17 protein-coding genes and 1 tRNA gene are annotated in these 22508 nt (G+C 73.7%); 11 read left to right on the forward strand and 7 right to left on the reverse strand.

Annotated features, from left to right (window positions below; genetic code table 11):
• Positions 1-61: 61 nt before the first annotated feature.
• Positions 62-2806: a penicillin acylase family protein gene (locus ABT093_RS00290; protein ID WP_350558011.1), complete on the reverse strand. Its 2745-nt coding sequence runs from the start codon at positions 2804-2806 to the stop codon at positions 62-64.
• Between the two features lie 286 nt (positions 2807-3092).
• Here ABT093_RS00290 and ABT093_RS00295 point away from each other — a divergent pair, with 286 nt between their 5' ends.
• From ABT093_RS00295 to mscL, 5 genes are all read left to right on the forward strand, one after another.
• Positions 3093-4583 (forward strand): potassium/proton antiporter, encoded by a 1491-nt coding sequence (locus ABT093_RS00295; protein WP_350558014.1) that lies wholly within the window; start codon positions 3093-3095, stop codon positions 4581-4583.
• Positions 4584-5043: 460 nt separating this feature from the next.
• Positions 5044-6303 (forward strand): MFS transporter, encoded by a 1260-nt coding sequence (locus ABT093_RS00300; protein WP_350559174.1) that lies wholly within the window; start codon positions 5044-5046, stop codon positions 6301-6303.
• 139 nt (positions 6304-6442) lie between these two features.
• Positions 6443-6745, forward strand: a complete 303-nt coding sequence (locus ABT093_RS00305; protein WP_350558017.1) for an FmdB family zinc ribbon protein — start codon at positions 6443-6445, stop codon at positions 6743-6745.
• A 191-nt stretch (positions 6746-6936) separates the two neighbouring features.
• On the forward strand, positions 6937-7278 hold the full coding sequence (locus ABT093_RS00310) for a hypothetical protein (protein WP_350558020.1): 342 nt from the start codon (positions 6937-6939) through the stop codon (positions 7276-7278).
• Between the two features lie 29 nt (positions 7279-7307).
• Positions 7308-7727, forward strand: coding sequence for a large conductance mechanosensitive channel protein MscL (gene mscL / locus ABT093_RS00315; protein WP_350558023.1), 420 nt, complete (start codon positions 7308-7310; stop codon positions 7725-7727).
• Positions 7728-7747: 20 nt separating this feature from the next.
• Here the strand turns inward: mscL and ABT093_RS00320 are convergent, their stop codons facing one another.
• Together ABT093_RS00320 and ABT093_RS00325 are read right to left on the reverse strand one after the other, a co-directional pair.
• Positions 7748-7984: a hypothetical protein gene (locus ABT093_RS00320; protein WP_350558026.1), complete on the reverse strand. Its 237-nt coding sequence runs from the start codon at positions 7982-7984 to the stop codon at positions 7748-7750.
• Between the two features lie 151 nt (positions 7985-8135).
• Positions 8136-9107, reverse strand: a complete 972-nt coding sequence (locus tag ABT093_RS00325; RefSeq protein ID WP_350558029.1) for a sigma-70 family RNA polymerase sigma factor — start codon at positions 9105-9107, stop codon at positions 8136-8138.
• Positions 9108-9499: 392 nt separating this feature from the next.
• Here ABT093_RS00325 and ABT093_RS00330 point away from each other — a divergent pair, with 392 nt between their 5' ends.
• The gene (locus ABT093_RS00330) at positions 9500-10312 is read left to right on the forward strand and encodes a phosphatase PAP2 family protein (protein WP_350558032.1); all 813 of its coding nucleotides are present in this window, start codon (positions 9500-9502) and stop codon (positions 10310-10312) included.
• A gap of 98 nt (positions 10313-10410) precedes the next feature.
• Here ABT093_RS00330 and ABT093_RS00335 read toward each other — a convergent pair.
• Positions 10411-10483: transfer RNA gene (locus ABT093_RS00335), tRNA-Arg, on the reverse strand.
• A gap of 200 nt (positions 10484-10683) precedes the next feature.
• Here ABT093_RS00335 and ABT093_RS00340 point away from each other — a divergent pair.
• Positions 10684-12249, forward strand: a complete 1566-nt coding sequence (locus ABT093_RS00340) for a glycosyltransferase family 39 protein (RefSeq protein WP_350558035.1) — start codon at positions 10684-10686, stop codon at positions 12247-12249.
• Positions 12250-12338: 89 nt separating this feature from the next.
• Entirely contained in the window at positions 12339-13307 is a 969-nt protein-coding gene (locus ABT093_RS00345; RefSeq protein ID WP_350558038.1) for a YhjD/YihY/BrkB family envelope integrity protein, read from the forward strand.
• Between the two features lie 35 nt (positions 13308-13342).
• On the opposite strand, the gene ABT093_RS00350 is transcribed toward ABT093_RS00345, so the two are convergent.
• Entirely contained in the window at positions 13343-15679 is a 2337-nt protein-coding gene (locus ABT093_RS00350; RefSeq protein WP_350558041.1) for a hypothetical protein, read from the reverse strand.
• Between the two features lie 300 nt (positions 15680-15979).
• Here ABT093_RS00350 and ABT093_RS00355 point away from each other — a divergent pair, with 300 nt between their 5' ends.
• The 3 genes from ABT093_RS00355 to ABT093_RS00365 all read left to right on the forward strand — a co-directional run bounded on the left by ABT093_RS00355 (position 15980) and on the right by ABT093_RS00365 (position 18385).
• Positions 15980-16744 carry a GOLPH3/VPS74 family protein gene (locus ABT093_RS00355; protein ID WP_350558044.1) on the forward strand — a complete coding sequence of 255 codons (765 nt, stop codon included), beginning with the start codon at positions 15980-15982 and terminating at the stop codon, positions 16742-16744.
• Between the two features lie 571 nt (positions 16745-17315).
• Positions 17316-18179 (forward strand): helix-turn-helix domain-containing protein, encoded by an 864-nt coding sequence (locus ABT093_RS00360; RefSeq protein ID WP_350558047.1) that lies wholly within the window; start codon positions 17316-17318, stop codon positions 18177-18179.
• Positions 18176-18385 carry a DUF397 domain-containing protein gene (locus tag ABT093_RS00365; RefSeq protein ID WP_350558050.1) on the forward strand — a complete coding sequence of 70 codons (210 nt, stop codon included), beginning with the start codon at positions 18176-18178 and terminating at the stop codon, positions 18383-18385. The genes ABT093_RS00360 and ABT093_RS00365 overlap by 4 nt, the downstream gene beginning before the upstream one ends.
• A gap of 120 nt (positions 18386-18505) precedes the next feature.
• On the opposite strand, the gene ABT093_RS00370 is transcribed toward ABT093_RS00365, so the two are convergent.
• Entirely contained in the window at positions 18506-19621 is a 1116-nt protein-coding gene (locus ABT093_RS00370) for an ADP-ribosylglycohydrolase family protein (RefSeq protein WP_350558053.1), read from the reverse strand.
• A 165-nt stretch (positions 19622-19786) separates the two neighbouring features.
• A complete protein-coding gene (locus ABT093_RS00375; RefSeq protein ID WP_350558056.1) occupies positions 19787-22375 on the reverse strand; it encodes a bifunctional FO biosynthesis protein CofGH in 2589 nt (862 codons plus the stop codon).
• Positions 22376-22508: the final 133 nt, after the last annotated feature.

Genomic DNA, 22508 nt, shown 5'->3' on the forward strand with positions numbered 1-22508 from the left:
GGACGCCGACGGCCCCGCGCCCGGGTGATCCGGGGGCGGGGCCGTCGGGGACCGGCCGGCGTCAGCCGTTGGTCAGCGTCAGTCTGTGCTTCGTCGCCTTCTCGACCGCGTCGGGCGAGTAGGACCAGGTCAGCAGCTTGCCCTTGAGCCAGAGGTCGGTCTGGTCGTTGTAGTTCTCGTGGAAGGCGTGCCCGGAGGCGCCGCCGACGTTGATCCAGCGGGAGGCGTCGAGGTCGTTCAGGTCGATCACCATGCGCATCGACGGGATCCAGTCCACCTGGTACCCGGCGGCCGCGTTCCAGCCCGCCGCGTCGACCGCCGCCGAGCCGCCGGAGAGGCGGTAGGGGCCGCGGTTGAGCAGCTTGTGGACGGCGCTCGACGCGATCGAGGAGTCGTCCGAGCCGAGGGTGCGCTCGCGCAGCTCCAGCTTGTGCAGCCGGCCCCAGCTCCAGGTGGTGATGTCCTTCGTGAGCAGCGAGGTCAGCTCCTGGCGGGCGTTGGTCATCGCCTCGCGCAGCAGGTTGTCCAGGCCCTTCTGCTCCTTGTGCTGGGAGTCGATGTACGTCCACCAGCTGCTGTCGGGCTTCTCCAGCTGCTGGCGCACCACCTCGGTCCAGCGGTCGCCGCCGTCCGGCTGGGCCTTGCCCGGGTCGCGGGTGCCGCACTCGGTGACGATCCGCGACTTGCTGTCCGGCTTGGTCGGGTCGGCCTGCTCGCGCACCAGCAGGCAATTGTCCTCGGCCCGCAGGTCGGCCGGGAACTTCTGGCCGAACGCGAGGGTGAGCAGCTGGCGCCAGACGCCGTTGTAGTAGGCGGCGGCGGCCGAGTCGGCGTCCTGGTGGTAGTTCCAGTCCTTCAGCAGGTCCTGGGCCTCGCGCACGTAGGGGTCGTCGATCTGGACCTTGAGCAGCATCGGGACCAGCGTCTTGGCCAGGATGCTGGTGTTGTCCAGCTGCATCTCCTGCATGTCGTCCGGCGAGATCTTGCCGTTGTTCTTCAGCCGGGCCTCGATCTGGTCGGTGATCTCCTTGGCCCGGGTGCCGTACTCCCAGTCGTGGGTCAGGTCGTACTTGTACGAGGACTCGACGACGGCCTGGTTGGCGGTGACGATGTAGCCGCTGCTCGGGTTGAGGCTCCACGGCAGGGCGCTGAACGGGACCGGGTCCTTCTTCCACTGGTAGGCGGAGTCCCAGCCCGGCGCCGGGTAGCGGCCGTCGCCCTTGCCGCGCACCGGGATGTACCCGGGGGCCTGGTAGCCGATGTTCCTGGCGTCGGCGTAGATGAGGTTCTGGGCCGGGACGGCGAAGTCCGCGGCGGCCTTCTGGAAGTCCTCCCAGCCCTTCGCGCGGTCGAGCGCGAAGACCGCGTCCATGGTCTTGCCCGGGATCAGCGCGGTCCACTGCAGGGCGACGCCGTAGCCGCCGGTGCCGCGGTCCGGGGCGGAGTCGCCGTTGGGCGCGTACTTGCCGACGTTCTGCTGCTCGGTGCTCGGGTCGGAGATCAGCGGGGCGCCGGTCCTCGTGGTGCGCACGGTGATGGTGCGGTCCTCGCCCCCGGCGACCTTGATGGTCTCCTTGCGGAGCTCGAACTTCTCCTCCTTGCCGTCCACCAGGTAGGTCTCCGGGCCGGTCACCTTCTCCAGGAAGAGGTCGGTGACGTCGGCGCCGAGGTTGGTGAGGCCCCAGGCGATGTCCTTGTTGTGGCCGATGACCACGCCGGGCATTCCGGCGAAGGTGAAGCCGGAGACGTCGTACTGGCAGGCCGGGGAGACGGACCGGCAGTGCAGGCCCATCTGGTACCAGACCGAGGGCAGGCCGGGACCGAGGTGCGGGTCGTTGGCCAGCAGCGGCTTGCCGGTGGTGGTGTGGCTGCCGGCGACCACCCAGGAGTTGGAGCCGATGCCCTGGCCGTTGCGGCCGAGCAGCTCGGGCAGCGCGTCGATCCGGTCGGTGACGTCCTTGAGCATCGCCTTGGTGGCGGCGGTGCCCTGCGCGGTGCCGGTGCCGGAGCCCGCGGCGGTGCCGGTGCCGGTGCCGCCGGCCGCCGGGGCGGAGCCGTCGGCCGGCTTGTAGCTGGTGCCGTTGACGGCGCCGGTCTTCACGATCGTGCCGTTGCGGGCGTACGGGTAGTCCGGGTAGAGCTCGTCGATCTTCTCCCGGCTGAAGTCCTGGGCGAGCAGCGAGCGGTCGATCTCCTCCTGGAGGTTCCCGGAGAGGTCCCAGGCCATCGCCTTGAGCCAGGCCACCGAGTCGACCGGGGTCCACTGCTCGGGCTTGTAGTCGCCGTTGACGACGCCGAGCAGGCCGTACTCCAGCGAGGCGGAGGAGCCGCCCGGGTGCTCGGCGAGCCAGGCGTTGACGCCGTCCGCGTACGCCTGGAGGTTCTTCTTGGTCTCCGCGCCCAGGACGGTGTCGAACTCCTTCTGAGCGGTCTGGCGCCAGCCCATGGTGCGGATCATGGTGTCGGTCTCGACCTGGCTGTCGCCGAACATCTCGGAGAGCCGGCCCGCGGTGATGTGCCGCCGGACGTCCATCTCCCAGAACCGGTCCTGGGCCTGGACGTAGCCCTGGGCGCGGAAGAGGTCCTCGGAGGTGTCGGCGTAGAGCTGCGGGATGCCGTTGGCGTCGCGCTTGACGTCGACCGGCGCGCTCAGGCCTGCCAGCTTGACGCTGCCGTCGACCTCCGGGAAGGACGCACGGACCGCGGCCACCCCCCGGTAACCGCCGTAGCCGGCGCCGGCCACCAGCAGCACGACCAGCACGATCACGATCAGACGGGCGCGCCGGAACTTCTTCGAGCGGGGCATCTGGGTCCTTGCGGTCCTCACTGGGGGGCGGGCGGACATGTCAAGAGCACGGAGCCGTGACAGGGCACCACATTAGGCCGCCCCGGCTGGCGGCCGTGCACGGGGGACGCTCACGGTGGGAAACAGAGGGGTGGAAGGAGGGCCGAGTGGAGCCGGTGACAAGCAAACTTAAAGATATGGCAAAATGTTAGACTGAGTAACGATCCGCAAGGGGAGTAATCGCCGCTTCCCGGCGCCGCCCCTGTCGGTACCCCGTCCGCCCCTGCCACGCCCGAGGTGCCCCTGCGTGAATGTCGACCACCTGAACCAGCTGCTCCTCGAGTTCTCCGTGATCCTGCTGGTCGCGGTGGTCGCCGTGCGGGTGTCCACGAAATCCGGCCTGCCGAGTCTGCTCATCTACCTGGGCATCGGCGTGGCGCTCGGCCAGAACGGCCTGGGCATCTCCTTCAACAACGCCGAGCTCACCCAGGTGCTCGGGTACGCGGCGCTGGTGGTGATCCTGGCCGAGGGCGGCCTCAAGACCAACTGGCGCGAGGCCAGACCGGTGATGCCGGCCGCCACGGTGCTGGCCACCGTCGGCGTCGGGATCAGCGTCGCCGTCACCGCGGCCGGCGCGCACTGGCTGGTCGGGCTGGACTGGCGGACCTCGCTGCTGCTCGGCGCGATCGTCTCCTCCACCGACGCCGCGGCCGTCTTCTCGGTGCTGCGGACGGTGCCGCTGCCCCGCCGGCTGACCGGCCTGCTGGAGGCCGAGTCCGGCTTCAACGACGCGCCCGTGGTCATCCTGGTCGTCTCCTTCGCCACCGTCGGCGCGCACGACTCCTGGTACGTCCTGCTCGCCACGATCGCCGCCGAACTGGCGGTCGGCCTGGCCATCGGACTGCTGGTCGGCAAGCTGGGCGCGTTCGGCGTCAAGCGCGTCGCGCTGCCGTCCTCCGGCCTCTACCCGATCGCCGTCATGGCGCTCACCGTGCTCGCGTACGCCGGCGGCGCGCTGCTGCACGGGTCCGGCTTCCTCGCCGTCTACGTCAGCGCGGTGGTCCTCGGCAACGCCAAGCTGCCGCACGGGCCCGCCGTGCGCGGCTTCGCCGACGGCCTGGCCTGGATCGGCCAGATCGGCATGTTCGTGCTGCTCGGCCTGCTCTGCACGCCCGAGTCGATGGGCTCGGCCGTGGTGCCCGCGCTGGTGATCGGCGCGGTGCTGGTCTTCCTCGCCAGGCCGCTCTCGGTGGTGCTGACGCTCACCCCGTTCCGGCTGCCGGCCCGCGAGCAGGCCCTGCTCAGCTGGGCCGGACTGCGCGGCGCGGTGCCCATCGTGCTGGCCACCATCCCGCTGGTCTCCGGCGCGCCGCTGGCCCAGGACGTCTTCAACATCGTCTTCATCCTGGTCGTGGTCTTCACCCTGCTCCAGGGGCCGACCCTGCCCTGGGTCGCCAAGGCCCTGCGGATCGGCGAGGGCTCGATGGGCCAGGACCTCGACATCGAGTCCGCGCCGCTGGAGAAGCTGCACGGGCACCTGCTGTCGGTCGCGCTGGCGCCGGGCTCGAAGATGTCCGGCGTGGAGATCGGCGAGCTGCGGCTGCCGGCCGGCGCGGCGGTGACCCTGGTGGTGCGCGAGGGGAGCAGCTTCGTGCCGGACAGGGCCACGGTGCTGCGCGGCGGGGACGAGCTGCTGGTGGTGACCACGGACGAGGTCGGCGAGGCCGCCGAGCGGCGGCTGCGGGCCGTCGACAAGGGCGGCAAGCTGGCCGACTGGCTGAACGGGCGCGGGGACTGAAGGGGCGCGGGACTGAACGGGCGCGGGGTTGAAGGGGCCGGGGGGCGCGGCGGCCCGAGGTCTCACCGGGCGTTCACCAGGACGTCACGGGACAAGCCGGGACCGCTCCTGTAGTCTCGGTAAGGCGCGCCTTCTACGCGCGTAAATCACGTGATGACCGATACACCAACCCGAGCATCTGCCTGATGCAGAGTTGGCGCGACCGCCCGGCGGCCGCGGCCCGGCCCCGGCCCACCGCCGGACCGGCCCGGTATCTACCCCGGTCGACGCGCGAGAGGACGACTCTCGGCGCCGTCGGGGCCCTCCCCTGCCCTGCCGCGCTACCAGGCAGCAGGAAGGACCGTCCGTGACGGCCCGCCGAACGGACGAGAGCGTCGAGGACGCCCGGAACACCAGCACCACCGCACCCGCCCAGGACGCCGCGCCCGCCGCCGCGCCCGCCCGCGTCGGCTACGGGACGCTGCTGCGCACACCCGGCGCCTGGACGTTCCTGGCTCCCGCGTTCGTCGCGCGACTGCCCTACGCGATGCTCAGCATGGGCATCCTGCTGCTCGTCAAGGACACCCACGGCTCGTACGGCACCGCCAGCACCGTCGCGGCGGTGGCCGCCGTCGCCCAGGCGCTGGTCGGCCCGCAGACCGGTCGGCTCGCCGACCGGTACGGCCAGGCCCCGGTGCTCGTCCCGACCGTCGTGGTGCACGCGCTCTCGGTCGGCGCGCTGATCGCGCTCGCGCTCGGGCACGCGCCCGCCTGGAGCCTGTTCCTGGCCGCCGCGCCCGCCGGGGCGAGCGTGCCGCAGATCGGCGCCATGGTCCGAGCCCGCTGGATCGCCACCTTCTCCGCCGAGGGCGCCTCCGCCGGCTCCGCCGCCAAGGTGAGCACCGCCTTCGCCTTCGAGTCCGTGACGGACGAGTTCACCTTCGTGATCGGCCCGATCCTGGCCGCCGCCGTCGCCACCTCGGTCAGCCCCTCGGCCGGGCTGGTCGCCGAGGCCGCGCTGACCCTGGCCGGCGGTCTGGCCTTCGCCGCCCAGCGGCGCACCGCGCCCGCCCGGGTGGTGCGCGAGCCGGGCACCCGGCAGGCCTCCGCGCTCGCCTCGCCCGGCGTCCGGCTGCTGGCCGGCGCCTTCCTCGGCGTGGGCGCCGTCTTCGGCGGCATGCAGGTCTCGGTGAACGCCTTCGCCGACTCGGTCGGGCAGCACGGCGCGGCCGGCACCGTCTACGGCATCTTCGCCGGCGGCTCGATGGTGGCCGGTGTGCTGTACGGCGTGATCGCCTGGCGGCGGTCCGTCCAGCAGCGGATGATCATGAGCTACGGCCTGCTGGTGCTGGGCTGCTCGACCCTGTGGGCGATGCCCGACCTGGTCTCGCTCTCGGCCGCCGGGCTGGTCTGCGGCCTGGCCATCGCCCCCACCCTGATCAGCGGCTACACCCTGGTGGAGACGCTGGTCGAGGACGGCGCCAAGACCGAGGCCTTCACCTGGCTGACCGGCGCGATCGGCCTGGGCCTGGCGACCGGCGCGACGGCGGCCGGGCGGCTGATCGACGCGCACGGGCCCTCGGTCGGGTTCCTGGTGCCGGTGGCCGGGGCCGGGCTGGGCCTGATCGCGCTGGTGACGCTGCGCGGGCTGCTGGTCCCGCGCGGCGCCCGAGGCACGGTGGCCGCGGCCCCCGCGGAGCGCGGCGTGCCGGCCCGGCTGGTGGGCGCGGCCGAGGGCTGAGCGCGGTGGCCGGATCGGACCGGGACCGGGCACGGCACCGGACTCATCTCACATTCGAGTCGCTGGACTGATCCACCGGAATGCCGCATCATTGACCATCGTTAGCACTCATCAGGCGAGAGTGCCAGGAGGAAGACAAGTGCCCACGTACCAGTACCAGTGCACCGAGTGCGGCAACGGCCTGGAGGCGGTGCAGAAGTTCACCGACGAGCCGCTGACCACGTGCCCCGACTGCCAGGGACGGCTCCGCAAGATCTTCTCCGCGGTGGGCGTCGTCTTCAAGGGCTCCGGTTTCTACCGGACCGACAGCCGATCCTCCTCCAGCAGCTCGGTGGGCGGGGGTTCGTCCTCGTCCTCCTCCTCGTCGACGTCGGCTTCCTCGTCCTCGTCCTCGTCGAGCACGCCGGCCCCCGCCGCGAGCCCCGCTCCGGCGGCCGGCTGATCCCCGGCCGGGCACACCGGCACCGGTTTTCCGGACGGCCCGTCGCTCCCGCTTCCCTGCGGGCGCGACGGGCCTTTCGCCGTTTCCGGGGGTGTTCGCCTCACTCGTCCGGGTGAGGCGGTTTTTCCACAGCCCCGGGTTTTCCACAGGCGGGGGAAAGCGGCTTCCGGCCAGGGCGCGGGCGGCCCAGAGTGGCGGTCACCGGAACCCCGAAGCCGATCCTGGAGGTGCCCGTGCGCACCGGTTCGCCCGCCCTGTCCCCCCGTCCGCTGCCGATCCCGCCGCTGCCCGCGCCGAGCGTCCCGCCCCGGCAGCCGGTGCCGCCGTTCGCGCCGATCGGCGGCCGGGCGGGCCCGCGCTGCCGGCTCCGGCAGGTGCTGCGCTACCGCGCGCCGGTTCCGGCCGTGCTGCTGTTCGCGGCGGCCGCGCTCACCCTCGGACCGGCCTGGGCGGGCCCGCCCGCGACCGGGGCCGCACCGCCCGCGGTGGGCCGAACGGGTTGTCCGTCGGAGGGGGGAGAAAATCACCCGTGACCGGGGGGCGACTTCGTCGTTCACGCGGCATGAAAGGCTTCAAGGAATTCCTGCTGCGCGGAAACGTGGTCGAACTCGCCGTCGCCGTGGTCATCGGCGCGGCCTTCACCAACATCGTCAACGCCTTCGTCAAGGGCGTGATCAACCCGGTCGTCGGCGCGTTCGGAGCCAAGGACCTGGCGTCCTACCGCTCCTGCCTCAAGGGGCCCTGCGAGGTGACGCCCACCGGCGAGGTCGCGTCCGGCATCCCCATCCTCTGGGGCAGCGTGCTGAGCGCCGTCCTCCAGTTCCTGATCACCGCGGCCGTCGTCTACTTCTGCCTGATCCTGCCGATGAACAAGTTCACCGCCCGGCGCAAGACGCTGGCCGAGGTCCAGGCGGAGGCCGAGGCCAAGGAGGTGCTGCTGCTCGCCGAGATCCGCGACGCCCTGGTCACCCGGGCCGGCTGAGGCCCGGCCGGGGCCGCCGGTCAGTCCCCGTGGTGCGGCGGGCGCTGGCTCAGGTACCAGTCCAGCCCCCGCCCACCGGACTCCCCCGCGCCGGGGCGGTCGCCCCAGCCCGCGTCGGTGTCGTCGCTGGACTGCCGCTCCAGCGGGTCCCCGAAGACCAGCCGGGCCTTCGCCGCCTTCCCCGCTCCGTCCACCGCCGTCTCCCCGGCCGCCTCCGGCCGGTCCGGCCTCTCCTCGCCCGACTTCTCTTCCGACACCTTCGCCTCCACCGTTCTCGCCCCCGCCGCCGTTCCCGCCCGCTCCCACCAGCCTAGAAGGCCGCCCGGCACGACGGCGGGCCCGGTGCGGAGTGCTCCGCGCCGGGCCCGTCCACCGCCGTCACCCCTGCCGTCGTCCCGCAGGCCCGCGTCACGCGGCCTCGAAGCCCGCGTGGTCGGCGATCTTCTTCAGCTCGGCCAGCGCGTGCTTCTCGATCTGGCGGATCCGCTCGCGGGTCAGCCCGTGCTGCTTGCCCACCTCGGTCAGGGTGCGCTCGCGGCCGTCCTCCATGCCGTACCGCGACCGGATGATCGAGGCCGTCCGGTCGTCCAGCCGCCCGATCAGGCCGTCCAGCTCCTCCCGGCGGAGCATCACCATCACGGCGTCCTCCGGGGAGGTCGCCCCGGTGTCCTCGACCAGGTCGCCGAACTGGGTCTCGCCCTCGTCGTCGACCGACATGTTCAGGCTGACCGGGTCGCGTGCCCAGTCCAGCACGTCCTTGATCCGGGCCTCGGTGGTGTCCAGCTCGGCCGCGATCTCGGCGGGCTCGGCCTCCCGGCCCAGCTCCTTGGACTTCTCCCGCTGCACCCGGCGGATCCGGCCGAGCTCCTCGACCAGGTGGACGGGCAGCCGGATGGTGCGGGACTGGTCGGCGATCGACCGGGTGATCGCCTGGCGGATCCACCAGGTGGCGTAGGTGGAGAACTTGAAACCCTTGGCGTAGTCGAACTTCTCCACCGCCCGGACCAGGCCCGCGTTGCCCTCCTGGATCAGGTCGAGCAGCGGCAGGCCGCTGCGCGGGTAGCGCCGGGCGACGGCGACCACGAGGCGGAGGTTCGAGCGGATGAAGACGTCCTTGGCGCGTTCGGCGTCCTCGGCTATCGCCTCCAGCTCCTCGCGCCGCACGCCCTCGGGAAGCCCGTCCTCGTCCAGCAGGTGCTGGGCGTAGACACCGGCCTCGATCCGCAGCGAGAGCTCGACCTCCTCGGCGGCATCGAGCAGGGGCGTCCTGGCGATCTCGTCGAGGTACATGCCGACCAGGTCACGGTCGGCCTCGAGGTTGGTCGGGCGGGCCGCGCGAGTCCGGTCGGCCCTGTCGCGAACGACGGCACGGGTGGCCATGCTTGCTCCCTTTGCTGGTGTTGCCGCGGTCTGGCTGCCTGCCCGCAACGGGCAAGAAGTGCGGGCCCTCCGGGGCTCACACGTAACGATCCAACGAACAGAATCCGGACAACATTCCCAAGTCGCTCAGATTCTTCGGGCGATGCAGTATCCTGCCCGATCCCGCCCCCGATCCGGACGCAGGGTGACCCGAGCGACACCCGACGTGTCCTTCCGGGCCACCGGGCGCACCCCCGCGCGCATCCCTCATCGGCTCAACCCCGCGGGACCCGGGCGCGTTCCCGCGCAGGGCGCGCCCACACCCCGGCGCACGCAGGTCCTCCGCACAAAAGATGCCAAATCGCTATCGCCGCGGCGCACGATCGGCGGGGGCGGCTGGGAAGGTGTCAGCCATGCACCTGACCAACAGCTCGCCCTCCATCACCCCGCGTGACCGCCACCTGCTCCGGCACGCGGCACTCGCGGTCTGCTGCGCCGTGCTGTTCGCCGTCCTGGCAGCCATGGTGCAGACCGGCTGGAGGCCGCTCTCCCGGATCGACCACAGGCTGATCGACGATCTGCACGACTTCGCGGCCGGTCACACCGTGTGGACCGCCTCGGTGCAGTTGTTCTCCGACATCGGCGGAACGGTCACCATGCGCTCCGTGCTCGGCGCGGCCGCCCTCTGGCTCTGGCTGATCGGCGCCCGGACGCTCGGCGGCTGGGTCGCGGCCCAGGCCCTGATCGGCTGGGGCGGCCAGTGGGTGCTGAAGCTCTCCGTCGGCCGCCAGCGCCCCACCTTCTCCGACCCCGTCTCGCACGCCGGGGGCCCGGCCTTCCCCTCCGGCCACGCGATGGCCTCCGCGATCACCTGTGCCGTCCTGGTCGGCCTGATCTGGCCCCGGGTCGGCCGGGCGGGCCGGATCACCGCCTGTTCGATCGCCGCGCTGACCGTCCTGGGGATCGGCGCCTCCCGGGTCTTCCTGGGCGTCCACTGGCCCAGCGACGTGGTGGCCGGCTGGCTCGCCGCCGGCATCGTCCTCGGCAGCGTCACCGTGCTCGTCGAACTCGCCCGGCCCGGCGCGCTCGCCCGCGACTTCCGCCGGGTGAACTGGCGCACCCGCCCCCGGGTCCAACGCGTCCTGGTGTCGGCCCACCCGCCCCGGGACACCGCCGGCCCCACCCCGGGCCCCGCCGCCGACCACCCCGACGGCCTGCTGCGCTGACTCCCCCTCACCCCGGTCGCCCGGGGGAAAGGACCGCGGGCCCCCTCGATCGCAACCGAGGGGGCCCGCACTCACGTCATCCGCCGTGACCGGCGCTGTGCCCCAGGCAGGATTCGAACCTGCGACACCGGCTTTAGGAGAGCCGTGCTCTATCCCCTGAGCTACTGAGGCGGGGACGACCGCAGACAGCCTAGCGGATCGGGGCGCGGCGGTGGGCGGGGCGGGCTGCGCGGGCGGGCCGCCCGACGGGGGGTCAGGTGGGACGGGGGCGACCCGCGCGGCCGGAGGCGGCGCGGATAGCCTGGGAGGACGGACTCCCGGAGCGACGGGCCCGGACCCCTCCGGCAGGGGGAAGAGAACGGGGGCGGCAGATGGCGTCGGGTGACCGGTGGGACCGGGGCCCCGTCCGCCTCGCGCGGATGGCGGCCGGGCCGGTGGTGTGGCTCGCGCCGGCGCTGGTCATGCTGGCGGTCGGCGCGTACCGGCTGGGGACGCCCGCGCTGTGGCGGGACGAGGTGGCGAGCTGGGCCTCGGCCACCCGGCCGCTCGGCGACCTGCTGCGGATGCTGCAGCACGTCGACGCCAGCAACGGCGCCTACTACGTCCTGCTGCACGTCTGGACGGCGCTGTTCGGCGACTCGGAGATCGCGCTGCGGCTGCCCTCCGTCCTGGCGATGGCCGGAGCGGCCGCGTTCACCGCGCTGACCGCCGAGCGGCTGTTCGGCGGGCGGGTCGCGGGCGTCTGCGCCGGCCTGCTGTTCGCGATGGTGCCGCTGATCTCCCGCTACGCCCAGGAGGCCCGCTCCTACGCGCTGGTGACCTGCGCCGTCGCGGCGGCGACCTGGTTCCTGCTGCGCGCGCTGGAACGGCCGACGCTGCTCCGGTGGGCGCCGTACGGTCTGGCGATGGCGGTGGCGGGCGCGGCCCACCTGGTCTCGCTGAGCGCCCTGGCCGGCCAGGCGGCGCTGGTCGCGCCGTACCTGTGGCGGACCGGCGGCCGGGAGCGCCGCCGGCTGCTCGGCGGCCTCGCCCTGGTGCTCGCCGCCCTGGTCGCGGCGGTGCTGCCGGTGGCGCTGCTGGGCCGGCGGCAGTCCGAGCGGCAGCTGGGCTGGCTCGGCAAGCCGACCCTGGACCAGCTGTGGCACTTCGGCGAGCCGCTGTTCGGCTCGGCCCGGGTGTTCCACGTCTTCCTGGTGCTGGGGCTGCTGGCCCTGGTGCTGCCCGGGCGGCGCGGCCCGGCGCTGCGGCTGCTGCTGCTCGCGGTGCTGCCGGTGCTGGCGGTCTGGGCGTTCTCGTTCGGCCCGACCTCCTACTTCCTCGACCGGTACCTGCTGTTCACGGTGCCCGCCTGGGCGGCGCTGGGCGGCTGCGGGATCGGCGCGGGCTACGCGGCGGTGACCGCGGCGGCCCGGCCCGGCCGGACCCCGCCGGAAGTGCGGGCGGCCGGCCTGCTGCTGGCGGTCGGCGTGGTGGCGGTGGCCGGGGTGACGGCCCTGCCGAAGCAGTCCCTGGTGCGCTACGCCGGCTCGCACGCGCAGTCGAAGGAGCCGTACCGGGAGGTGGCCCGGCTGATCGCGGCCGGTTACCGGCCGGGGGACGGGCTGGCGGTGCCGCTCGGCGACCAGGCCTGGTCGATGATCGGCCCGGGTGTCTCCTACTACCTGCCGGCCGGCGTGCGGCCGTACCCGCTGTTCGAGGCGACCGGAGCGGTCCAGGCCGAGGACCTCTTCCCGGTGCCGTGCGCGCACCCCGCCGAGTGCACCGGCCCGGGCAGCCGCGCCTGGCTGGTCGTGCTGGGCAACACCTCCGACCCGCTGGCCGCGCTGCCCGCCGACCAGGCGGACGCGCTGCGGGCCCGGTTCGGGACGCCGCAGCAGGTGACGCCGCTGGGCGGGATGACGCTCTCGCTGCTGGACGGGACCCGCCCCGGGCGCTGAGGCCCCTCGCCGGGCGAGCGGCCCGGGTGCGCCGGGTCCGGAGCCGGGTGACCATGGAGCACGACGACCATGGTCCGGGAGGACGGCGGGTGAGCGAGCAGCCGAGCGGGCAGCCGGCCGGCCGGGGCGGCCCCGACGACCGGGACGACCAGGGCGACCGCGGTGATCGGGGCGACCGGGAGGGCCGGCGGACCACCCGGTGGCGGCACCGGTCGGCGGCCCTGGCCGGGTCCGCCCGCGGGCTGCCCGAACAGGTCCCGCTGGTGGGCCGGGCGCTGCACCAGCTGCTCCGGGTCAACCTGCTGGACTGCGCGACCCGGCTGGCCGCGCAGGCCTTCCTGAGCGCGCTGCCCGCGCTGTTCGTGGTGGCGGTCTTCACCCCCGCGGCGGTCCGCGACGGCGTGGTGCACTCGCTCCGCAAGGAGCTGGGCCTGCAGGGCCAGGCGGCGCAGTCCGTGCAGCAGATGCTGGGGACCGGACACGGGCAGGAGACCGGCATCGGGGTGGTCGGCGCGCTGGTGACCCTGCTGTCGGCGACGGCGCTGAGCCGGGCGATGCAACGGGTCTGCGAGCGCTGCTGGGAACTGCCCAAGGCGGGGACCAGGGTGGCGGCCTGGCGCTGGCTGGTCTGGCTGCTGGTCTGGCTGGTCTGCCTGGTGTTCCAGACCCCGGTCAAGGACGGCTTCGGCCTGGGCGCCTGGCTGGGCCTGCCACTGACCTTCCTGCTCGCGACGGCGATGTGGTGGTGGACCCAGCACCTGCTGCTGGGCGCCCGGATCCGCTGGCTGCCGCTGCTGCCGGGCGCGCTGCTCAGCGGCGTGGCGGTGGTGGGGATCGGGGTGGCCTCGCGGGTCTACCTGCCGGGCGCGATGACCCGCAGCATCGGCCAGTTCGGCCCGTTCGGCGTGGTGTTCACCGCGCTCTCCTGGCTGATCGTGGTGTTCACCGCGCTCACCCTGGCGATCGCGCTGGGCCGGGTGGTGGCCGAGGAGGAGGCGATGGCCCGGCTGCTGGGCTCGCGCACCGCGCCGGGACAGTGGGGCGGCCCGCGGTTCTGACCGCGGGCCGCCCGGAGCGGTTCAGCCGGCGCGCCTCACAGGGCGCGGGTCAGCCGGGAGAGGACGGACGGCGGGGCGAGGTCGGACTGGAGCACGACCGGCACCTCCACCCGGTTGTCGCCCTCCCCGGTGCGCAGCACGCCGACCTTGGTGCCGGCCGCCACCCGGTGGCCGAGCTTCAGCGGGTCCAGCACCACGGTGCCGGTGACGCCGGGGAAGCCGGCCACCGTGAGGTCCTGGGCGGCGATCACCGGGACGGAGCCGCCGAGGCCGTCCTGGACCCGGCCGACCACGTCGCCCTGCTTGGCCAGGGTCTGCCCGGTGATCCCGTTCTGCGCGGCCTGGATCTGCTTGGCGCTGACGTTCTGCACCATCTTGAGGATGCTCGGCTCGGCGGTGGTGGCCGGCTGGCCCAGGGTGACGCCGAGGATCAGCCGCCGCACCCCGGCGATCTCCTTGTAGGCGGCCCACATCAGACAGCCGCCGGCCGGGGTGCTGGAGCCGGTCTTGACGCCGATGATGCCGTTCTTCGGGGAGATCAGGGTGTTGGTGTTGGAGATCTTCTGGTTGTTGAAGGTGGTGTCCGGGGTGGAGACGATCTGCCGGAAGATCTCGTCCTGCATCACCTGCTCGGCCAGCTTCAGCTGGTCCTTGGCGGTGCTCTTGGTCTCCGGGCTGAAGCCCGCCGGGTCGGTGTAGGTGGTGTTGGTCATGCCGAACCGGGCGGCGGTGTCGTTCATCTTCTTGACGAACGCCTCCTCCGATCCGGAGTCCCACCGGGCCAGCAGCCGGGCGACGTTGTTGGCGGAGGGCAGCATCAGCAGCTCCAGTGCCTGGTACTGGCTGATCTGCTGGCCCTCGGTCAGGGTGACCCGGGACTCGTCGACGTTGCCGGACTCCTGGGCGGCCTGCTTGTCGACGGTGATCTTCGGACCGGCCTCGCCCTTCTTCAGCGGGTGCGCCTGCAGGATGAGGTGGGCGTTCATGACCTTGGTGACGCTGGCGATCGAGGCCGGCGTCTCCGGGCCGGAGCTGCCCAGGCTGCCGATGCCGACCACCTCGGCGGCGGACTGCCCCTTGGCGGGCCACGCCAGGTCGAGCGGGTCGCCGGCGAAGCCGTAGCCGCCGGCGGCGGTCATCGACACCTTGGTGCCCGGCAGCGGGCGCAGCAGCTGGGCGGTGACCACGGCGCCGAGCACGACGGCGAGGAAGAGCGTCCAGATGGTGATCCGCTTGAGGGCGCGGCGCAGCGGCGAGACGGGCCGGCCGTTGAGCGCGGCCAGCACCTCCATCGCCTCGGAGGTGGATTCCGGGAAGGGCGCCGGCGCCGGCAGCGGCTGCGGCTCGGGCACCGGCAGCGGCGGCGGGGCCGGGGCGGGCTCGGGCTTCGGAGCCGGGGCGGGCGTCGGCCGCGGCTCCGGCTCCGGGACGGGGGCCGGCTCGGGCTCCGGCAGCGGCTTCGGCTCGGGGTGCGGCTCGGGAGTCGGCTCCGGGACGGGGGCCGGCTCGGGCAGCGGGCGCGGGGCGGGCGGCTCCGGGACGGTGTCCGTGTCGGAGTCGGCGTCGGTGTCCGTGCCGGCGTCCGTCCCGGGAACGGCCGCGGCGGCGGACGCGGCGGACGCCGCCGCGACGACGGGAACGCGCAGGACCTGGGTCCGTTCGGCGTTCTCCCGCTTCTCGAACTTCTCGGCACGCGCGGACGGTTCGGTCTCCGTGGTGGGGGCGTCGGGGCCGCCCGGGCCGTCCTCGCGCTCGGCCGGCCGCCCCGTCCGCATGGCGAGACGGGGGTCGGCGCCGACCGGGCGCTCCGGCGTGCCGGCCGCGGCACCGGCGGGCTTGCGCAGCTCTCCGGGCAGGCGAAGCGCGGTGGTCGCGTCGTCGGCGGGCAGCCGCAGCGCGGTGGTCGCCTGGTCGGTCGGCAGCCGCAGCGCGGTCGTCCGGTTGTCCGCATCCCGGACACGCAGCTCCACCGTGGGCCCGGGCCGGACCACCCGCGCCGCCTCGCCGGGGTCGTCGGAGTCGGCCTCGTCGGAGTCGGCCTCGTCAGGGCCGTCGGGGGCATCGACGTCCGCGACCGCGTCGGTGCCGCCGTCGGCCGCGGCGGCGGAGTCCTCGCCGGCGATCGCGGCGGGCCCGGCCGAGTCCGCGCCCGTGGCACCGGCGTCGGCGGCGGGCCGCTCGGCAGCGGCGTCCGAGTCGGCATCAGCGGCGCCCGCCCCGGCGGCCGTCCCGGCCTGCCCGGACTCCCCCGCCGCCGGGTCCACCGCCGACGCGGCCGACTCCTCGACCGCCGCGGCTGCACCGGCCCGTTCGCCGTCCCGCTCCCGCGCCCGCTCGCCGTCCCGCAGCACCCTGTCGGGGGACTCGCCCACGTAACCCAGCCTCCTCAACGCCCGGAGGGGTACCGGCGAACCCCTATTTCGGGAAGCCGGCACCCCGCCCCATGTACCTGTACAGTCTCCGCCACCGGCGACCGATTCGGGTCGCCCACACCCCGCCCGACCGGCGGTTATTGGCGCGGCACGGCCGCACCGCGGCCTGTTCAACGGTCAGACGCCGGGCCCGCCACGGCCGGTTCCCCCGCTCGATCGCAAGGTCACGATTCGGAGGCGTACTCGACAAGCCCGTGTGAGAGGCGTCACGCTGTTTCCCATCCACGCGGGGAGGCTTGGATGGGCAAGAGCCGCAGAACTGTTCCCGAGGAGCTCTTGCTGCTCGCCCTGGACCCGGCCACGGGTACCACGGCGCAGCCGCAGACCCTCGACCTCGGACTCGCCGGGGCGCAGCTCGTCGAGCTGTCCCTGGCCGGACGGATCGTTCCGGAGGGCGACCGGATCGCCGTGGTGCTGCCACGGCCCACCGGCGACCCCACACTCGACCACGCGCTGGAACTGCTGCGACGACGCGGCAGCCCGGTCCGCGCGGCGCACTGGATCGGCGGGCCCCGGCTGGGGCTACGGCAGACCTACCTGGCGCACCTGGAGCGCTGCGGCATGGTCACCGCCGTGCCCGGCCAGGTGTGCGGGGTGCTGCCGACGACGCGCTACCAGGCGTCGGACGACTGCACCAACGCCGCGATCAAGCAGCGGCTGGACACCGCGATCCGCACCGGCGTGCCGCCGGACCCGCGGACGGCGGCGCTCGCCGCGCTGGCGCACTCGGTCGGGCTGGGCAAGCACCTCTACCCGGGCAACGAGGGGCGTTCCTCGCGCTCCCGGCTGCGCGATCTGATCCGGTACGACCCGCTGGGCGGCATGGTCGCGCACGCCGTGATGGACGTGCAGAACGGCTTGCCGGGCCAGCAGAACCGTTCCGCCCAGGCCGGACCGGCCTCCGCGGCCTCGGGCCCGGGCGGCGGTCGCGGCGGCCAGCGCGCGGCGGCCGGACGCGGCAGCGGCGGCGGACGGGTCGCGGCCTCCCGCGTCGGAGTCCGCTGACGGCTCCGCGCACGAGCCTGCGCACCGGGTCGGCCGCCGGGCCCGCCGTCGGCCCCCGGACCGTGTCCGGGGCCGGCCGCAGCACCCGCGCCCGCCGGGCGCGGACCGGCGCGCACAGCGGCGCACACCGCACCGCTCGCGCCCCACGGCGGCGATGAGCAACCGGCACCACCCGGCAGGGCCACAGGGGCGGTCGCCCGCGACGGAAGTCGCGGGCGACCGCCCCTCCGCCGTCCCCCCGGCCGGTCCGGCCCCACGCGGCCCCCGGCCGCAGAGCGTTTCCGCACGTGCCACCAGCACGTGCGCGGCCCCTGGGCCGCACCCCGCACCACGTCCGCCACACCGCCGCACCACCACCGGACCGGGCCGTGGCACCCCTACCACTCGGGAGTGCCCGCTGTCTCGCCGAAGCGCTTTTCCGATGATCTGTTCTACTGCGCTCCCGTGATTTTCCGGCGCCGACCTGATCCGGGGTGACATGCTGCTCACCGTCAGGGGGTTGATCCAGATTTCCACCGTGTTCCGAGGACTTCCGTTCCAACGATCACCTGAGGTCCGACCGGAGGCCGACGTGTCCGCGAACATCAATCCCACGGTGCGCCGCCGGCGCCTCGGCGCCGAGCTTCGCAAGCTCCGGGACCAGGCCGGGATGACGGCGGAGGAGGTGGCCGGGCGGCTGATGGTCTCCCAGTCGAAGATCAGCCGACTGGAGAACGGCCGCCGCAGCATCAGCCAGCGGGACGTCCGCGATCTCTGCGACGTCTACGACGTCACCGACGAGGCGATGCGGGCCAGCCTGATGGAGATGGCCCGGGAGTCCCGGCAGCGCGGCTGGTGGCACGACTTCAACGACATGCCCACGCCCTACAGCGTGTACATCGGCCTGGAGGCCGAGGCCTCCTCGATCCGCGCGTACGAGTCCTCCTTCGTGCCCGGGCTGCTGCAGACCGAGCAGTACGCGCAGGCCGTGGTCGAGGGCACCCAGCCGGACACCGACGCCCTGGCCGTCCAGCGCCGCGTCCAGGTCCGGATGAAGCGTCAGGACCGGATCAACGGCGACAGCCAGCTGGGCAGCCTGTGGACCGTGATAGACGAGGCGGTGCTCCGCCGGGAGGTCGGCAGCAGGGAGGTGATGGCCCACCAGCTGAAGCACATGCTGGAGCTGAGCCAGCGCCCCAACATCACCATCCAGGTCATCCCGTTCTCGCACGGCGCCCACCCCGGCATGACCGGGACATTCTCCCTGCTGGAGTTCCCGGAGTCAGCCGATTCCACAGTTGTCTACTTCGAAGGGGTGACGAGCGATCTCTACCTCGAGAAGGAGGCCGACGTGCGCCGCTATACCAGTCTCTACGACCACCTGCGGGCGGCCGCGCTCGGGGTGGCCGAGACCCGGACACTGATAGCCGACATTGAAGAGGGATACCACCGATGAGCACCACCTTCGAGAACGGGACGAGCTGGCGCAAGAGCAGTCACAGCGGCGGCAACGGCGCCTGTGTGGAGATCCGCGTACCGGCCGCCGACCTGGTGGCGGTCCGTGACTCCAAGGACCCGATGGGCCCGCAACTGCGCTTCTCCGCCGAGGCCTGGAACGCGTTCGCCGCCGACGCGGGCGCCGGGGTGTTCGGCGGGTTCTGACCCGCTCCGTACCGCTTCTCGGCCAGGTGCCCGTAGCGGTGTCCACCGCCCTCCCGGCGGCGGACACCGCTACGGGCATCTTCGCGTCCGGGGGCATGCCCCCGTCAAAGGGCCCCGGGATCAGCCGAGCACCGGGTAGCGGGCCGCCCAGGCCGCGCCCTCCGGGGTGTCCGCGCTGTGCAGCTCGGGCCCGTGCATCAGCTCCAGCACGAAGTCGTCCGCCAGTTCCAGCAGCGCCCCGCGCCCTTCGAGGCCCGCCACCAGGCCGGGCGGCAGCGCGGTGTCTCCGTGCAGCACCCCGAGCAGGTTGCCGCAGATCGCGCCGGTGGAGTCGCTGTCCCCGGAGTGGTTCACCGCCAGCAGCAGCCCGGACCGGACGTCGTGCGCCACCAGCGCGCAGTACACCCCGATCGCCAGCGCCTCCTCGGCGACCCAGCCCTCCCCCAGCGCCTCGACCCGCTCGGCGGACGGCTCCCCCGCCCGCACCGCGTCCAGCGCCGCCCGCAGCGCCGCCGTGGTCTCCTCGTGCGCCGGCCGCTCGGAGAGCAGCGCCAGCGCCAGGTGCACCCCCTCCTCCAGGGTCCCGCCGCGGGCCGCGGTCTGCACGATCACCGCCAGCGCGCCGGCCGAGAGGTAGCCGGTGGGGTGACCGTGGGTCAGCACCGAGCACTCCACGGCCAGCTGGAACACCAGACCGGGCTCCCAGGTGGTCAGCAGCCCGAACGGCGCCGCCCGCATCACCGTGCCGCAGCCCTTGGAGTGCGGGTTCTTCGGCACCTCCAGGGTGCCCAGCCGCTCGGCGTCCGGGCCGGAGAGGCCGGACAGACAGGCCTGGCCCGGCGCGCGCTGCGCGTACAGCCACTCCTCGCGGCCCAGCCAGCCGAGGTCGGCGCGCCGCTCGTCCGGGCCCCAGTCCCGCTGGGTGACGGCCCAGCGCAGATAGGCGCGGTGGACGTCGGTGGGCGGGTGCCAGCTGCCGGTGTCCCGGCGGATGTGCGCGCGGATCAGCCCGTCGAGGGTGAACATCACCATCTGGGTGTCGTCGGTGACGGCGCCGAGCCGCCCGTACGCCGGGATGTACCCGGTGACGCCGAGCGGGCCGTGCGCCGCGCGGATCTTCTCCAGCGACTCGAACTCGATGCCCGCGCCGAGGGCGTCCCCGACGGCCCCGCCCAGCAGGCACCCCCGCACCCGGCTGCGGAATTCCTGCTGCTGGGCGCGTGACCACAGTGGCATCACGACGGGCGCCTTTCGTCCGGGTTCGGGCGGGGACGCGCGACGCACGGCCGGTCGCGCGCCCTCGCACTGTATTCGAATGCCCGAACGGGACGGCAGGGTTTCCCCGCTCCACCGGGCGGCGGGGAGCGCCCGGAGGGACGCGGCGCGCACCGGCCCGGGGACTCAGTCCACCAGTGGCAGCAGCTCCGGCAGATGGCCGTCCGAGGCCTGTGCGGCGGCCAGCCGCTCGGCCGGCACCTCGCCGTAGGTGGTGGTGCGCTGCCGGTGCGGACGCCCGGCCGCCTCGGCGATCGCCCGCAGGTCCCGGACCGACTTGTAGCTCCCGTACGCCGACCCGGCCATCCGCGAGATGGTCTCCTCCATCAGCGTGCCGCCCAGGTCGTTGGCGCCCGAGCGGAGCATCTCGGCGGCGCCCTCGGCCCCCAGCTTCACCCAGCTGGTCTGGATGTTGCGGATGTGCGGGTGGAGCAGCAGCCGGGCCATCGCGACCACCGCCCGGTTGTCCCGCGCGGTCGGACCCGGCCGGGCGATCCCGGCCAGGTACACCGGGGCGTTGGTGTGGATGAACGGCAGCGTCACGAACTCGGTGAAGCCGCCGGTGCGCTGCTGGATCCCGGCGAGCAGCCGCAGGTGGCCCACCCAGTGCTTCGGGGTGTCCACGTGCCCGTACATCATCGTGGACGAGGAGCGGATGCCCAGCTCGTGCGCGGTGCTGACGACCTCCACCCAGGTCGCGGCCGGCAGCTTGCCCTTGGTGAGCACCCAGCGGACCTCGTCGTCGAGGATCTCGGCGGCGGTGCCCGGGATGGTGTCCAGGCCGGACTCCTGGGCGCGCTGCAGCCACTCCCGGATCGACAGGCCGGTCCGGGTGGCGCCGTTGACCACCTCCATCGGCGAGAAGGCGTGCACGTGGATGCCGGGCACCCGCTCCTTCACCGCCCGCGCGATGTCGAAGTAGGCGGTGCCGGGCAGGTCGGGGTGGATGCCGCCCTGCATGCAGACCTCGGTGGCCCCGACCTCCCAGGCCTGCGCGGCCCGGTCGGCGACCTGCTCCAGCGACAGGCTGTAGGCGTCCGCGTCGGTGCGGCGCTGGGCGAAGGCGCAGAACCGGCAGCCGGTGTAGCAGACGTTGGTGAAGTTGATGTTCCGGGTGACGCAGTAGGTGACCTCGTCGCCGACCGCGTCGCGGCGCACCGCGTCGGCGATCCGGCAGAGCGCGTCCAGCGCCGGGCCGTCCGCCTGGAACAGCGCCAGCGCCTGGTCGTCGGTCAGCCGGGTCGGGTCGTCGGCGGCCACCGCCAGGGCGGCCCGGACCTCGGCGTCCAGCCGCTCCGGCGCGCCGGCCGGGCCGGGGGCGGCCGAGGCCGCCTGCTCGCGCAGCACCTCCCAGTCGCCGTAGACGTCCTCGAAGTCGGCCCGCCGGTCGCCGGTGCGGCCCTCGGTGTCGATGGTGCTGTGCAGGTCGGTGCGGCCGTACGCGTCCGGCAGGTCCTCCGGCTCCTGCCAGGGCCGCCCGGTGACCACCGCGTCGGGCCGGGCCAGGCCGGTCCGCGGGTCGGCCAGCGCCCGGACGTGCGGCAGCACCCGCGGGTCCAGCCAGGGCTCGCCGTGCAGGACGTACTCGGGGTAGACGGCGAGGCGCTCGCGCAGCTCGAAGCCGGCCGCGGCCGAGCGCTCGGCCAGCTTCTCGATCTGCGGCCAGGGCCGCTCGGGGTTGACGTGGTCGGGGGTCAGCGGGGAGACGCCGCCCCAGTCGTCGATGCCGGCCGCGATCAGCCGCTCGTACTCGCCGTCCACCAGGTTCGGCGGCGCCTGGAGGCAGGCGGACGGGCCCATGATGTGCCGGGCCACCGCGACGGTGGCGACCAGCTCGTCCAGCTCCGCGTCCGGCATGCCGCGCATCGCGGTGTCCGGCTTGGCGCGGAAGTTCTGCAGGATCAGCTCCTGGACGCCGTGGTAGGCGCGGGAGACCCGGCGCAGCGCGAACAGCGACTCGGCGCGCTCCTCGTAGGTCTCGCCGATGCCGATCAGCAGGCCGCTGGTGAACGGCACCGAGCTGCGGCCGGCGTCCTCCAGCACCCGCAGCCGGACGGCGGGCTCCTTGTCGGGCGAGCCGAAGTGCGGGCCGCCGGGCTCGCTCCACAGCCGGGTGGCGGTGGTCTCCAGCATCATGCCCATCGAGGCGGAGACCGGCTTGAGCCGCTGGAAGTCCGTCCAGCTCAGCACCCCGGGGTTGAGGTGCGGGAGCAGCCCGGTCTCCTCCAGGATGCGGATCGACATGGCGCGCACGTACGCGATCGTGTCGTCGTAACCGTGCGCGTCCAGCCACTCGCGGGCCTCCGGCCAGCGGTCCTCGGGCTTGTCCCCGAGCGTGATGAGCGCTTCCTTGCAGCCCAGCTCGGCGCCCCGGCGGGCGACCTCCAGCACCTCGTCCGGGGACATGAACATCCCGTGTCCCTCCCGGCGCAGCCTGCCGGGCACGGTGACGAAGGTGCAGTAGTGGCACTTGTCCCGGCAGAGCCGGGTGAGCGGGATGAACACGCTCTTGGAGTAGGTGATGACGCCGGGCCGGCCGGCCGCGTCCAGGCCGGCGTCGCGGACCCGGGCGGCGCTCGCGCAGAGGTCGCGCAGGTCGTCCCCTCTGGCCCGGAGCAGTACCGCCGCCTCGGTCGCGTCCAGCGCGACGCCGTCCCGGGCCCGGCGCAGGGCGCGCCGCATCGCGTTGGCGGTCGGGATGTTGGTTGCGTCCATGCCGCGACCCTACGCCAGTTCACGTACGTTCCTCGTGCGTTCGGAGGAGCCGACCCTGAGGAGGCCTCAGGGTCGGCTGCGACGCGAGGTCGACCGGGAACCCACCCTGCAGGGCGATGACGCGAAGGCTCCG

Origin of the sequence: Kitasatospora sp. NPDC002551 (assembly GCF_040296005.1) — a bacterium.
Classification (GTDB): Bacteria; Actinomycetota; Actinomycetes; order Streptomycetales; family Streptomycetaceae; genus Kitasatospora.

Excerpts from the sequence above, each read along its gene's own strand:
- ABT093_RS00370 (WP_350558053.1), bottom strand. The coding sequence starts at position 19,621 with ATGCCACTGTGGTCACGCGCCCAGCAGCAGGAATTCCGCAGCCGGGTG.
- ABT093_RS00340 (WP_350558035.1), top strand. The coding sequence starts at position 10,684 with ATGGCGTCGGGTGACCGGTGGGACCGGGGCCCCGTCCGCCTCGCGCGG.
- mscL (WP_350558023.1), top strand. The coding sequence starts at position 7,308 with ATGAAAGGCTTCAAGGAATTCCTGCTGCGCGGAAACGTGGTCGAACTC.
- ABT093_RS00375 (WP_350558056.1), bottom strand. The coding sequence starts at position 22,375 with ATGGACGCAACCAACATCCCGACCGCCAACGCGATGCGGCGCGCCCTG.
- ABT093_RS00325 (WP_350558029.1), bottom strand. The coding sequence starts at position 9,107 with ATGGCCACCCGTGCCGTCGTTCGCGACAGGGCCGACCGGACTCGCGCG.
- ABT093_RS00355 (WP_350558044.1), top strand. The coding sequence starts at position 15,980 with ATGGGCAAGAGCCGCAGAACTGTTCCCGAGGAGCTCTTGCTGCTCGCC.
- ABT093_RS00330 (WP_350558032.1), top strand. The coding sequence starts at position 9,500 with ATGCACCTGACCAACAGCTCGCCCTCCATCACCCCGCGTGACCGCCAC.
- ABT093_RS00290 (WP_350558011.1), bottom strand. The coding sequence starts at position 2,806 with ATGCCCCGCTCGAAGAAGTTCCGGCGCGCCCGTCTGATCGTGATCGTG.
- ABT093_RS00365 (WP_350558050.1), top strand. The coding sequence starts at position 18,176 with ATGAGCACCACCTTCGAGAACGGGACGAGCTGGCGCAAGAGCAGTCAC.